An 11,774-nucleotide genomic window follows, 5' to 3' on the forward strand; every position below is an offset into this window, starting at 1 on the left:
CTTGAATCACGATCAAGCCCGAAGTGGAATCCTGAATATCAACAACCCCTAGCGCGACAGGAAGGCCGCCACCGGCGCCGTGCGCAGCACTGTGCGCGTCACGCCGCCGAACAGAAGCTGGCGCAGCCACGAATGGCTATAGGCGCCGAGCACCAGCAGATCGGCGCCGGTCTCCGCGATTCTGGTCTGGATGATGTCGTCGATCGAATTGCCGCCCGACCTCTGCACCGAAACGCTGACGGTGGCGCCATGGCGCGACAGCGCGGACGCGATTTCGGCGCCGGCGGCTTCCGGGCTCTCGTCGAGCGAGTCGGGTGGATCGATGACCAATATATCGGTTCTCTCGGCTTCGATGATGAACGGCAGCGCATCGAAGGCGGCGCGGGCGGCTTCCTTGCTGCCGTTCCAGGCGAGCAGCACATGCTTGAAGGTGGTGACCAGCGGGCCGGCATGCGGCACCACCAGCACCGGCCGTCCGGCATCATAGACCAATGTATCGACATCCGCGCTCGGGTCGCCGCCCGTCTCGCGCTGCGCGGCGATGATCAGATCGGCGGCACGCACGCTGGAAATGCCGGTCAGCGCGCTGTCGCCCGAAAAGCTCTCCAGGCTTCGCCACTCGAAGGAAAGTCCGGAGTTCTCGATATGCCTGAGAAAAATGGCCTGCAGCTTCTCGGCCCGCTCCCGGTTCATGTCGGCCGAAACCTGCAGGAACTCGGTGTCCGGAAAGCCGGTGGCCGAGGTGTAGGGCACCGGAAGCGTTTCGGCGTGGATACCGGTCAGATGGCTCTGGAACCGGTTGGCGAGCGGAACGGCGCAGTCCAGCACGCGCTCGGCGTCCTGTTCGTTTTGCAGAATGGCGACGATGGTCTTGAATCGCATGGTAATCCCCAGTTTACAAGCGATAGAATTGCGGCCGATCGAACTCGCCAGAAGGAAACGTCGCAGCGTCATGCTTGGTTCCGGTCTGGACCAGATCAGCCCGGATTGCTGGCGAACCCGGCCACCATTGCCTCGACATCGGCACGCGCTGCGTCAAGCGCTTCCTGGCTGCGGGCGCGCACGACCAGTTCGGTCCAGAATTTGCCATCGCCATATTTCGGATAGGAGCCGATGATCGTGTCCGGATGCGCTTTCTGGATGTCACCCAGCGGTCCACCGATGAGGCCTTCGCCGAAGGGACAGTGCACGCTTGCCGACAGCATCCGGGTGCCGGCCTTCAGCGTCGGCACGACATTGTCGAGCATCGCCTGGAAGATCGACGGGACGCCAGCCATGACATGGACGTTGCCGACGCGGAAGCCGGGCGCAACGGACACCGGGTTGTCGATGAGATCGGCGCCGCGCGGCATCCGCGCCATGCGTTTGCGGGCCTCGGTGTATTCGATGCCGCGCGCGGCATAGCTTGCCTCGAGCATGGCATAGGCCTTGGCATCGTATTCGCAAGGCACGCCGAAGGCCTTGGATATCGAATCGGCCGTGATGTCGTCATGCGTCGGGCCAATGCCGCCGGTGGTGAACACATAGGTGTAGCGTGCGCGCACGGCATTCACCGCCGCGACGATCTCGTCTTCCTCGTCCGGAACGATGCGCACTTCCTTCAGGTCGATGCCGATCGCCGTCATGATATCGGCGAGATGGCCGATGTTCTTGTCCTTGGTGCGGCCGGACAGGATCTCGTCACCGATGACGAGCATGGCGGCGGTTACGATTTCGGGCATGGAAGGCTCCGGCAAGACGAGTCGCCTCAGATAGCGCGGCGCGGCAGCAGCCGCAATGCCGGCTGGGCGGCGAACAATCTGTATCGATATGCGAGATATCCATCGAACCAGGCCGGTTTCGATGCAAGGTTGCAGCGGCACCGGATGCGGCTAAGCTCAAGCCGGTTCTGGTGCGGTGAACAATGCTCCTGTCGTTTCTGTCATGGCTGCTGGCCGGACTGTTGTTGCTGGCGGTCCTGGGGATCACAAGCCTGGTGCTGGCGACGCTGTGGATCGCGGCCAAGGCCGAAAGGTTGGTGCCGCCGGTCGGAAAATTCATCGAGGTAGATGGCAACCGCATCCACTATGTCGATCAGGGCGAGGGGCTGCCGATCGTCTTCCTGCACGGGCTTGGCGCCCAGCTCCACCATTTCCGCCACACGCTGTTCGGGCGGCTAGGTGCGGGCTACCGGTTGATCGCGCTCGATCGCCCGGGCGCGGGCTATTCGGTGCGGGCGAGCGGGGCGACGGGGCGGCTGCCCGAACAGGCCGCGATCGTGCGACGCTTCATTGAAGCTCTCAGCCTGGAAAAGCCGCTGGTGGTCGGTCATTCCCTGGGTGGTGCCATCGCGCTGACCCTGGCGGTGGAACATCCCGAGGCGATTTCCGGCATCGCTCTCCTGGCGCCATTGACCCATATGGAAGCCGGCGGGCGCGAAAAGTTCGGCTCACTCTATATTCCGTCACGCCTGTGGCGCTGGATCATGAGCTATACGGTGGCGATACCGACAAGCCTCAGATATGCGCGGCCGACAATGGAATTCATCTTCGCGCCGCAGGTCTTGCCCCGCGATTACATGGTCGGAGGCGGCGGCTGGCTCGGGCTCAGGCCGGCCCATTTCTACGCCATGTCATCCGATGTCGTGGCGATTGAGCGCGACCTTGGCCGCATCGAGAAGCGCTACGGCGAGATCGCCATGCCGGCCGGCATTCTCTTCGGTGATGCCGATCGCGTCACCACCTTTCACACCCAGGGTGCGCCGATGAGGTCAAGGATCGAGGGGCTCGATTTCGAATTGGTCGAGGGCATGGGGCACATGCCGCAATTCGTCGCGCCGGAGCGGATCGTCGCCTTCATCGAGCGCGTCGCCAATCGAGCCTTCGCCGGTCGGGCATCACCGCTGGCTCACGACAATTTCACTGAACCATCAGGCTGATTGCCGGTTTTACCCGTGTCGCACCCAAGGCGGCAAAGACACGGAGTAGTTCAATGGTCACGAAACTTCTGGCAGCATCCGTCCTGACGATTGGTCTTGCCACATCGGCAATGGCACAGTCGTCGGACAGCACCTATTCCAACAATCACGACTGGTGGCCGTTCGGCAATGGAAACCATACAAGCGTCGATACCACCACCACCGGAAGCATCAACGGCGACCACTCAGGATTGAACACCCTGGGCAATACCGGCCCGATCGGCCCTTGTGCCTACGACACCGCCGGTCCCGATGCGAATGCCCAAGGGAAGGTGAACGATCAGTATTGCGGCAAATAGTCGGAGCACGAGCCCGAAAACCGAGTACTCGGTTTTCGGAAAAGATCTCGCTCAAAAGACAAAACCCGCAGGGCAGCCGCCGGCTGCGGGACGTCTTCTCTCCGGACGTCTGCGGTCGGCGCCGTGCCTGCCCGATTACTGAGACCAGGATACAAGAATTTACTCGGAGACTTCTGTCTGCGGGCGGTCCCGGCCGTCGGCCAGTTCGTCGTGCCATTTGCCTTCGGCGTCCTCGTACTGGATGCCGTCCGTAGCCCCGGCGACCTGTTGCTCGGCCGAAGCGACTTCGGCGGCGCGCAGCGCGTCCTGATGCGTGGGAAATGTCTCCGAGAAGGTCGCACCGACCTTATAGGCCCAGCCGCCGTCATGCTCGACGATCTTGTAAGTCAGCTTCGCCATCAAAACCTCCAGTTGAAAGGTCCGTCTGCTCAATGCAGCCGGCCGTCGGGCAGTCTGTCGTCGGGCACCAGCACTTCCGATTCCTTGGCGGCTTCAATCAGTGCCCGGCGCGCATCTGCTGTCGAACGATAACCTTCCAGCACTTTGAGGCAAGTGTCGAGGGCATCACGATGGCGCGGACCGCGATTGAGCGGCCAAACGGTCATCAGGCACTCCGCCGCTTCCTGGGCACTGCGGATATGGCGATATTTGCCGACGTGGCCAAGTTCGACGACGACCGGCACTTCAAAAGGTTTGTTGTCCATCATGGCCGCAACGCAAAGCAGCCAATTTGGTTGCAACCATGTCCTTGAGCCTGCGCCCAAAAGTCGCGTCGCGTTTGCGACGCGCTTTAGGGACTTTGTTTGATGCATGTCGTTATCCCAAACCGGATCCCCTTTTGGGTGACATGCACTGCGTCTCAGTAGCCGCAATCGTTGCGCAACCAGCGTGCATTTGCCCAGCCGGTCCTGCCGCCGATCTCGACCTGATACCAGTTGCCGCGGCGGTCGAAGATCTCGGTGTGATCGCCATTGAACAGCTGGCCGATCATCCGCGACGACGAGTTCGGCCGTGTCCGCACGGCAAGAAAGCCGCTGCCGGTCGCCAGATTGTAGCGGCCGGACAGGCCGTGCACCGTGCCCTCGCAATATTGCGCGCTGGCCGGTGTCGACGCGCCGATCCAAAGTCCGGCCACAACTGTCAGTGCTGCAAGAGGCAAGAATGCCCTGAACGACATGATTTCCTCCCAAGCCCGGCCGCGCCCGCCGCAGCCTCACCCAAGGTAACAGTTTGCAAACAGAATTGAAGCCAAGCTGTAGCAAACTGTCCAGAACTGCGGGCCGCGCCGGGATCAGGAGAATCGATCGATCAGCCCGCCGCCTTCATCCAGTGCTGCATCGTCGTGACCGAACGGGCAAGCTGCGGCGCAGGGTGGATTGTCTCGCTGAACGTGGCCGCCGCACGCCATCCCCAGCGCGGATCGGCCAGGAAGGCGCGCGCCAGCGCCACGATGTCGGCGCGGCCCTCGGCGACGATCGCTTCGGCCTGCTTCGGGTCGTCGATCAGGCCAACCGCGCGGGTCGCAATGCCGGCGCCCTTGCGCACGGCTTCCGCCAGATGCACCTGGTAGCCCGGTCCGGTGGGCAGTTTCTGCAACGGCGAGTTGCCGCCGCTCGAGCAGCAGAGATAGGCGACGCCGGCTTCCTTGAGGGCTTTTGCCACTTCGATCGCATCCTCGATGTCGAAGCCGCCATCGACCCAATCCTTTACCGACAGCCGCGCGCCGAGCATCAGATTTGGCGTTGCCTTCCGCACTGCCTTGGCGATCTCGACGGCAAGACGCATGCGGTTTTCCAGCGAGCCGCCCCAGCGGTCCGTGCGCTGGTTGGACAGTGGCGACAGGAACTGGAAGATCAGATAGCCGTGTGCTGCGTGCAGTTCGAGGAAATCGAAGCCGGCGCGTTCGGCACGCCTTGCCGCCTCGGCGAAGCGTTCGATGAGCTGCAGGATTTCTTCATCCTCCAGCGCGCGCGGCACGTTCCAGCCGGTGTCGTAGGCAATGGCCGAGGCCGACACCGTCTGCCAGGGATCCTCGTTTGGCTGCAGCGGTCCGCCGCCCTCCCACGGCTTGCGGTTGGAGGCCTTGCGGCCGGCATGGGCAAGCTGCGAGCCGAACTTCGTGCCGGGAGCGGCGACGCGTCTGGCCGCATCCAGCGTGCGGCGGGCGGCCGCCTCATTGTCTTCGGAATAAAGGCCGAGGCAGCCATGCGTGATACGCCCGCGCCGTTCGACGTCGGTCATCTCGACCATGACCATGCCGGCGCCCGACATGGCAAGGTTCATCCAGTGGTAGAGGTGCCAGTCGCTGGCCGAGCCGTCTTCGGCGGAATATTGGCACATCGGCGCGACGGCGATGCGATTGGGGAAGGTGAGGCCGTCAAGGGTGATTGGCTGAAAAAGCGATGCGGTCATGAGAAGGGCTCCGGGAGGGGTAAACCGCTATCTAGGTAGTGGATCGAAGACGCGCCAGACACGAGAAGGTGACACGCCCTTTTTGGACCGATTGCCTGCATTGCGCAAATGCCAGTTCGCGGCTACGCCTCGACCGGGTAGCATGGAGACCACGATGGAAGATCGCATTCGCATCCGTTCGGAGGAAATCCTCTCGGACGACTGGGCTGTCCTGAAAAAGACCGTCCTCGACTACCGCCGTCGTGACGGACAGTGGGAAACGCAGATCCGCCAGACCTATGATCGCGGCGACGGCGCGGTGATCCTTCCTTACGATCCCTCGCGCTCGACCGTGCTTCTGGTGCGCCAGTTCCGCTATCCCGCTTATGTCACCGGCCATCGCGAGCCGCTGATCGAGGCCTGTGCCGGCCTGTTGGACGAAAACGATCCGGAAACCTGCATCCGCAAGGAGGCCGAGGAAGAGCTGGGCTACCGGCTGCAGAACGTGGAACGGCTGTTTTCACCCTATATGAGCCCGGGCAGCGTCACCGAACGGCTCTGGTTCTTCGTCGCCCGCTATTCGCCTGCCGACCGCATCTCGGCCGGCGGCGGCGCGCCGGAAGAGGGCGAGGACATCGAAGTGCTGGAAATGCCGCTCGATGAGGCACTGGCCGGCATTGCCGAGGGCCGCATCATCGACGCCAAGACCATCATCCTGATCCAGCATCTGAAGCTGAATCCGATTCCTGCTTGATCGATTTCTGGCGCTTGCATCCTGTCGCCAGGCTGGCTCTCGGATCGATGGCCGAATAGGGGCGGTTGGCCGTTGATATTCAGCGTTCGCGCGCCCGGCGTGCCGAGGCTGGGCCGGGGCCGCGCATATAGTGAAGTTCTGGCCGGTAGCGCGGTGCAACGAATTCGCGAAAGGCTGATGCCAACCGAGTGATCAGGGCTAAGCGTGCCATGACCCAATCTCGGTAAGACACTGCGGGACGCTGTTCGTTTCCGAATTTTGGCTGTGCTAGCCACATGACGGCAAAGTCCGTGATGTTGAAGCCGACGCCGATACGGTCTCGCGTGATGGACCGCTTGCACAAAAGACTGAATCGGATTGGATCGCCGTCAGAAATTCCCATGACATCTCGGACGACAAGAGGGCTACCGCCAGGGCCGTGACCAGGAACACTGCGGGAAGGCCGAACAGAAGCTTGCGCGACATCATTGTCCCAACCTCACACGCCGGTGTCGATGTGGAACAGCGTCTTGCGCCCGGCATGTCTGAAACTGTCGGAGCAAGAACCGTGCCACGCCTGCGCCCACGCGCGATTCCGGCCGGACCAATCCTGGCCCACGGCCTCCCAAGCTGACGCAGGTGTCCCGTAATGGGTCACTTGCGCTTGGCACCAGATTTGCAATGTCAGCAATGCCGGGTGTTGGGGCCGGCATTGGGGTGGGTGGGGGCCTCGCCGCTTCGCAAATGGAGCGGCGAGGCTTTTCATTCAGCCATCAGCCTTCATGCGGCTCGACAGCCGATCGGGGTGACGAGAGGCCGCCGAGCCTAACCGGCTTGGGGCTTCTTGTTGGGGCAAGCCGGCTGAAGCCAACCCTAATATTAGCTACCCTGCAACAGAAGCCTGTTCGGACGTTTTCCCCTGCTATTGGCCGCTGTGCTGCAAATCCACAAAGTCGATGTCCAGGCGCTGATCGACAGGCTCGGCCCGATCGCGAGTCGATGCATTGGGAAACTGGTGCGGGACATGTCTGGCGATTTCAGCGAGTGGCGCGGAGCCTGCATTTTCGCCGTTTGGACCATACCGACTTTGCGGTGGAACACGACCCGGGCGGGGCGGCCCAGCGGCCTGGTTGCTAGTTGTGACCGGCAGCTAGGCGGCTGGGCCTGACCGGCGGGGCGGGTTGGGGCGGCGCCGGCTGGCGACGATATATATGCTACTGCTAATATAAGGGGAACACACCCATATGAACGAAGGAAGTAGCAAAAGGTGGAGCACAAACCAGCCGCAACCTAGGCTCAGGACTCATTGATTGATCCAGAAGATGACTGTGGCTGCGATGCAGATGGCAGACATGGTGTGCGCACAGCGGTCATAGCGAGTGTGGATGCGCCGCCAATCCTTGAGCCTGCCGAACATGTTCTCGATCTTGTGGCGCTGTCGATAGAGTGCGGCGTCGTGCGGGATCGGCACCTTTCGGTTGACCTTTGACGGGATGCAGGCGGCGATCTTGCGTTCAGCAAGGGCGGCGCGGAACCAGTCGGCGTCATACCCCCTGTCTGCGAGCAAGGCTTTGGCCCTGGGCAAAGCGTCGATCATGAGGGCAGCGCCTTTGTAGTCGCTCATCTGCCCCTCACTCAGCAGCATCACCAGCGGTCTGCCTTTGCCGTCGCAGACGGCGTGTAGCTTCGAGTTCAGGCCGCCTTTGGTGCGTCCGATACGTCGGGGAACAGCCCCTTTTTGAGCAGGCTTGCTGCCGTCCGGTGGGCTTTCAGGTGGGTCGCATCGATCATCAGTTGGTCGGGTTTCCCGCCCTTCGCCGCGAGCGCCGCGAAAATCTTGTTGAATACGCCCAGCCTGCTCCAGCGAATGAAGCGATTGTAGATCGTTTTGGGTGGGCCATATTGCGCAGGCGCATCGCGCCACCGCAGGCCATTCCTGATCACAAAAATGATGCCGCTGATGATCCGACGATCATCAACACGAGGCACTCCGTGCGACAACGGGAAATACGGCTCGATGCGGCGCATCTGCGCTTCCGACAGCCAGATCAAATCACTCATGACAGCGTCTCCTTGCGCCGCCATTGAATCAACCGATCGCTATCTCCGCAAGCAATTTAATAGGTCCTGAGCCTAGATGATCAGGTCGGGCTATCGGGGAGCAGTAGATCGGCAGCGAAGAACGCGCCGATCACTTTTCGCTGTCTGCAACGTTGTCAGATCTGGACGGTATATGACGCAACGCTAAATCAATCCCATGGTACGCTTTCTGCTGAGCCTCGTTCCGGTCCTATTTTGCAGCACGCTTCAGGCCCAAGCGTGGCAGCCGTTCGGTGTCAGGCAGCTTGGCTTCACATTCGATGTTCCCCCGGGTTTTGTGCTGACGCAGCGGTCCGACCAAGGCGCGGCTTTTCAGGGCGAAAACGATGCCTTCCTCGCAGTGTGGGGCGCCAGACTTGGGAACGCCAGTTTTCGCGCCGAGATCGAGCATCGCATGATTGAGGACGAAAAGACTGGCTGGAAGCTGACCTATCGGCGCGTCACCTGGAGGTGGGCCAGTTACTCCGGTGTCAAGGAGGGCCAGATCCGATATGTCCGCGCAATCGCGGTCTGCAACGACCGAGCCGCGCTCTTCACCATAAATTACAGCAGGTCGGAAAAAATCCCGTACGACCCGGTTGTTGTACAGATGGTGCGATCCCTGAAAGCGGAAGGTTGCTAAGCTGATCCCGCAGGAATCTCGCAGCAAGCGCTCGCCGGGTGGGCCTAGGCAACCGCACTCTCGCATCTGTAGGTCCGCGCACATGGATCTCGGCCTAGGGGTTATCGTTGCGGCCTAGATATTGGTGACGGCTTCGATGGGTTTTCAGGCAGTCTCGATGACCGCTGAAGTCTCGAAGATCTTTGCTTGGTCGTAGGTTCCACATTGGCAACAATCGGCCTTTTCGCGATGAGGTAGTCAGCTCTATTTGTCCGGTAATCTTCTTTATGGGTCGGGGTTGTCATCTCGATCTTCCTCCGGGTGAAGATGAAACGCGGCCGAGCACCTACTCGTTCCGGTGTCAGCCTTTCGGCCAATCTATTCGCCGGACACATCGTACAGTGCACGGGTCAGCTAACAGCTACGCCTCGCAAGACAGTCGCAATGACCACGCGTAGCACGACGAAGGCTGACGTCATCTCGGTCGACGAACTTACCTATAGGGCGTCACGCACAGCCGCCGGTGGAAAATGACCTCAGAATTTTACTGTCCTGCGCTGCAATGGCCGGTATCTCTCGACGAGCCTAACCTTATCGATTTCGACCATCACCAGCGGCCCTAGGTCGATTGACACCGTCTCGTCATCGATCCGAGTGACCTCGCCAGTAAGCTCGATCTAATCTCCTCGCTGCACCTTGGTACGGATCGAATGCGCGACATCATAGCTCCGGATCGATTGCGGGCAATCATAGTTCGGGACTGACACGCTGACGCGCTCATCGTCAATCCGCCTGCGCACCGTGGCCGTGACCGCCACCAGATCTCCAATGCCAGTTACCAGAGTCATGCAGCGTACCGGCCACTCCGGTGGGTTGTGTTCTCGCCGCACGGCGCAATTACGCCTATCACGGTACAAAGCCTTAGCGACGACCAAACGTTTGCCGGCGTGTAGGTGCCAGGCCTGCTGGACGCTGGTTGATCCCAGCACACTCCGGAGCCCGCCCGCCTTCCCACAGGCGGGCTTTTTTATTTTAGACGCAACTAATGTTTTTGCCTGAAGTTACCTCTCCGTCAGCTAATGTCCCTCTGCTGGCGACTTCGGAGCCCGTCACCTTTTACCCAAGGTGGCGGGCTTTTTGTGTGTGCTGGAACGGTTTGTTTTTCGGCTCGTTTTGCGTACGCACCCGGCGGCTTTCTAGGTGCATGAAAGCTATTCCCACAGCTTTCGGGGCCCGCCATTGCTCCTCAGTGGCGGGCTTTTCTTCTTCGCCGGTCCAGTTTCTTGAAGACGCCGAACCAGAACCGGTAGTCTCCCGTAAAACAAAGTGCGCCTCGAAGGCACAGCAAGCCGCAGCGGTCGGCGCTTCAGATCCACGGTCAACGCCGGAATTCTTTACTTGGCCCATTGCGGAACGTGCAGCAGGTCACGCAGGTGGATCGGCAAGCTGGGCGAAGCGCCCAATTCAGCGCAACTCGCCTCCCATCGCCCGAGATACTCGCCGATCGGCACACCGGTGCGGCCGGGCCAGCGGTTGAGTGCGCCGAGCGCCTCGACGCACTGCGGCGCGCGGTCATATTCGGCAAGGATGGTCACAGACATCGCCCGGGCGAACGGATTGAGGGCGGGCATCTCGATCTCGCCGCGATGGTCGGCGAACCACGCCGCGGCGTCGCGCGTCAGCCCCTGGCTGTCGGCGAGCGCGGAATAGCCTCGGATGATATTCTCGCGATACGCGGCAATGGCATCGCCGAAAGCGTTGTCGCCGGCGAACGGCGGGTTCTCCCTCCAGTCCTTCGCCAAGCGCCCCAGGCCGCGCAGCGAGAGTGCTTCAACCATGGCTTCCTCGAGCCACTGGCAGGGCGTTGCCGGCTTGGCATCCGGCTGCCAGCTGTTAGCAAACACGTGGCCGAGCTCGTGGCCGAACTGGTAGGTTAGCTTGGACCAATCGCGCTCCCCGATGTCGACAATGATCCAGGCCATGCTGCTGCCATCCGGATGCAGCCAGACGGCCGGCGTGCCGGACGTGTGCTCGTCGACACGCACGCGCGTCGGCTGGCGGTCGGAGAGCAGGCGGACGCCGTCAAGGCATGCATGCCGCATGCGCTCAACGACCTGATCTGCCGCGCCCTCCAGCATGCGGCCCCAGTCGCCGGCAAGCTCGATGGGAGCGGTGAGGAGGATATTTGAAGTTTCCGCCATCGTCATCGTTTCCTCGTCGCACTTTTGTTGATGCGCAACGCCCGGCCGGCCTCTTTGTTGCAGCGCCGGTTTCCGGTTTTGGAACCATTTTAGCTAAAGCTGATTGAATCGCGTTTTCGTGGGTCAGTTCATGCGTTTGACGTTCATCGAGCCGTTAATGCCGACCCTGGTGGAGAAGCCACCGGAGGGCGACGATTGGATTCACGAGGTCAAGTTCGATGGCTACCGCTCGCAGATAATCAAGGATGGCGACGGCGTCCGCATCTTCACGCGCCGAGGCTTGGACTGGACTGCGAAGTACCGGGACCTGGCCTCGCTCGCGGCCTCGCTCGGCGTCGAGAGCTTCATCATGGATGGCGAAGTCATCGTGCTCAACGATGCCGATATCTCGGACTTAGGTGAACTGCGCAAAGCTATTACGAAACGTCAGCACGATTTGTATTTCGTTGTCTTCGACCTCCTGCACCTCAACGGCCACGATCTGCGCGACATG

The 11,774-nt window shown here is 61.4% G+C and carries 14 protein-coding genes; 5 read left to right on the forward strand and 9 right to left on the reverse strand.

Annotated features, from left to right (window positions below; genetic code table 11):
* Window positions 1-48: 48 nt before the first annotated feature.
* A complete protein-coding gene (locus AC07FD_RS00550; RefSeq protein WP_478348210.1) occupies window positions 49-882 on the reverse strand; it encodes a universal stress protein in 834 nt (277 codons plus the stop codon).
* A 95-nt stretch (window positions 883-977) separates the two neighbouring features.
* Complete coding sequence (locus AC07FD_RS00555) at window positions 978-1,721, reverse strand: competence/damage-inducible protein A (RefSeq protein ID WP_095090752.1); 744 nt, start codon at window positions 1,719-1,721, stop codon at window positions 978-980.
* Between the two features lie 182 nt (window positions 1,722-1,903).
* Between AC07FD_RS00555 and AC07FD_RS00560 the strand changes: the two genes are divergently transcribed.
* Window positions 1,904-2,917 carry an alpha/beta fold hydrolase gene (locus AC07FD_RS00560; protein ID WP_478348211.1) on the forward strand — a complete coding sequence of 338 codons (1,014 nt, stop codon included), beginning with the start codon at window positions 1,904-1,906 and terminating at the stop codon, window positions 2,915-2,917.
* A gap of 53 nt (window positions 2,918-2,970) precedes the next feature.
* A complete protein-coding gene (locus tag AC07FD_RS00565; RefSeq protein ID WP_478348212.1) occupies window positions 2,971-3,255 on the forward strand; it encodes a hypothetical protein in 285 nt (94 codons plus the stop codon).
* 159 nt (window positions 3,256-3,414) lie between these two features.
* On the opposite strand, the gene AC07FD_RS00570 is transcribed toward AC07FD_RS00565, so the two are convergent.
* The 4 genes from AC07FD_RS00570 to AC07FD_RS00585 all read right to left on the reverse strand — a co-directional run bounded on the left by AC07FD_RS00570 (window position 3,415) and on the right by AC07FD_RS00585 (window position 5,667).
* The gene (locus AC07FD_RS00570) at window positions 3,415-3,654 is read right to left on the reverse strand and encodes a DUF2188 domain-containing protein (protein ID WP_478348213.1); all 240 of its coding nucleotides are present in this window, start codon (window positions 3,652-3,654) and stop codon (window positions 3,415-3,417) included.
* A gap of 29 nt (window positions 3,655-3,683) precedes the next feature.
* Window positions 3,684-3,962: a DUF982 domain-containing protein gene (locus AC07FD_RS00575; protein WP_477228526.1), complete on the reverse strand. Its 279-nt coding sequence runs from the start codon at window positions 3,960-3,962 to the stop codon at window positions 3,684-3,686.
* 152 nt (window positions 3,963-4,114) lie between these two features.
* Complete coding sequence (locus tag AC07FD_RS00580) at window positions 4,115-4,432, reverse strand: SH3 domain-containing protein (RefSeq protein ID WP_478348214.1); 318 nt, start codon at window positions 4,430-4,432, stop codon at window positions 4,115-4,117.
* A gap of 131 nt (window positions 4,433-4,563) precedes the next feature.
* Entirely contained in the window at window positions 4,564-5,667 is a 1,104-nt protein-coding gene (locus tag AC07FD_RS00585; RefSeq protein ID WP_478348215.1) for an NADH:flavin oxidoreductase/NADH oxidase, read from the reverse strand.
* Window positions 5,668-5,821: 154 nt separating this feature from the next.
* Here AC07FD_RS00585 and AC07FD_RS00590 point away from each other — a divergent pair, with 154 nt between their 5' ends.
* Window positions 5,822-6,400: an NUDIX domain-containing protein gene (locus AC07FD_RS00590; protein ID WP_478348216.1), complete on the forward strand. Its 579-nt coding sequence runs from the start codon at window positions 5,822-5,824 to the stop codon at window positions 6,398-6,400.
* A gap of 1,282 nt (window positions 6,401-7,682) precedes the next feature.
* On the opposite strand, the gene AC07FD_RS00595 is transcribed toward AC07FD_RS00590, so the two are convergent.
* Window positions 7,683-8,440, reverse strand: a protein-coding gene (locus AC07FD_RS00595; protein WP_478348217.1) for an IS5 family transposase whose coding sequence is annotated in 2 segments (ribosomal slippage) — window positions 7,683-8,107 and window positions 8,107-8,440 — 759 coding nt in all. Because the reading frame shifts where the segments join, the coding sequence is not laid out codon by codon here.
* Window positions 8,441-8,636: 196 nt separating this feature from the next.
* On the opposite strand from AC07FD_RS00595, the gene AC07FD_RS00600 reads away from it, so the two are divergent.
* Window positions 8,637-9,101, forward strand: a complete 465-nt coding sequence (locus AC07FD_RS00600; protein WP_478348218.1) for a hypothetical protein — start codon at window positions 8,637-8,639, stop codon at window positions 9,099-9,101.
* 656 nt (window positions 9,102-9,757) lie between these two features.
* Here the strand turns inward: AC07FD_RS00600 and AC07FD_RS00605 are convergent.
* Together AC07FD_RS00605 and AC07FD_RS00610 are read right to left on the reverse strand one after the other, a co-directional pair.
* The gene (locus AC07FD_RS00605) at window positions 9,758-9,928 is read right to left on the reverse strand and encodes a hypothetical protein (protein ID WP_478348219.1); all 171 of its coding nucleotides are present in this window, start codon (window positions 9,926-9,928) and stop codon (window positions 9,758-9,760) included.
* A gap of 546 nt (window positions 9,929-10,474) precedes the next feature.
* Window positions 10,475-11,287 (reverse strand): hypothetical protein, encoded by an 813-nt coding sequence (locus AC07FD_RS00610; protein WP_478348220.1) that lies wholly within the window; start codon window positions 11,285-11,287, stop codon window positions 10,475-10,477.
* Window positions 11,288-11,411: 124 nt separating this feature from the next.
* Here AC07FD_RS00610 and AC07FD_RS00615 point away from each other — a divergent pair.
* Window positions 11,412-11,774, forward strand: a 363-nt coding sequence (locus AC07FD_RS00615; protein WP_478348221.1) for an ATP-dependent DNA ligase, incomplete at its 3' end; no start/stop codon positions are given.

This window comes from Mesorhizobium waitakense, assembly GCF_056431085.1.

Coding starts and splice junctions, on each gene's coding strand:
- AC07FD_RS00550 (WP_478348210.1), bottom strand. CDS start 882: ATGCGATTCAAGACCATCGTCGCCATTCTGCAAAACGAACAGGACGCC.
- AC07FD_RS00555 (WP_095090752.1), bottom strand. CDS start 1,721: ATGCCCGAAATCGTAACCGCCGCCATGCTCGTCATCGGTGACGAGATC.
- AC07FD_RS00560 (WP_478348211.1), top strand. CDS start 1,904: ATGCTCCTGTCGTTTCTGTCATGGCTGCTGGCCGGACTGTTGTTGCTG.
- AC07FD_RS00565 (WP_478348212.1), top strand. CDS start 2,971: ATGGTCACGAAACTTCTGGCAGCATCCGTCCTGACGATTGGTCTTGCC.
- AC07FD_RS00570 (WP_478348213.1), bottom strand. CDS start 3,654: ATGGCGAAGCTGACTTACAAGATCGTCGAGCATGACGGCGGCTGGGCC.
- AC07FD_RS00575 (WP_477228526.1), bottom strand. CDS start 3,962: ATGATGGACAACAAACCTTTTGAAGTGCCGGTCGTCGTCGAACTTGGC.
- AC07FD_RS00580 (WP_478348214.1), bottom strand. CDS start 4,432: ATGTCGTTCAGGGCATTCTTGCCTCTTGCAGCACTGACAGTTGTGGCC.
- AC07FD_RS00585 (WP_478348215.1), bottom strand. CDS start 5,667: ATGACCGCATCGCTTTTTCAGCCAATCACCCTTGACGGCCTCACCTTC.
- AC07FD_RS00590 (WP_478348216.1), top strand. CDS start 5,822: ATGGAAGATCGCATTCGCATCCGTTCGGAGGAAATCCTCTCGGACGAC.
- AC07FD_RS00600 (WP_478348218.1), top strand. CDS start 8,637: ATGGTACGCTTTCTGCTGAGCCTCGTTCCGGTCCTATTTTGCAGCACG.
- AC07FD_RS00605 (WP_478348219.1), bottom strand. CDS start 9,928: ATGACTCTGGTAACTGGCATTGGAGATCTGGTGGCGGTCACGGCCACG.
- AC07FD_RS00610 (WP_478348220.1), bottom strand. CDS start 11,287: ATGACGATGGCGGAAACTTCAAATATCCTCCTCACCGCTCCCATCGAG.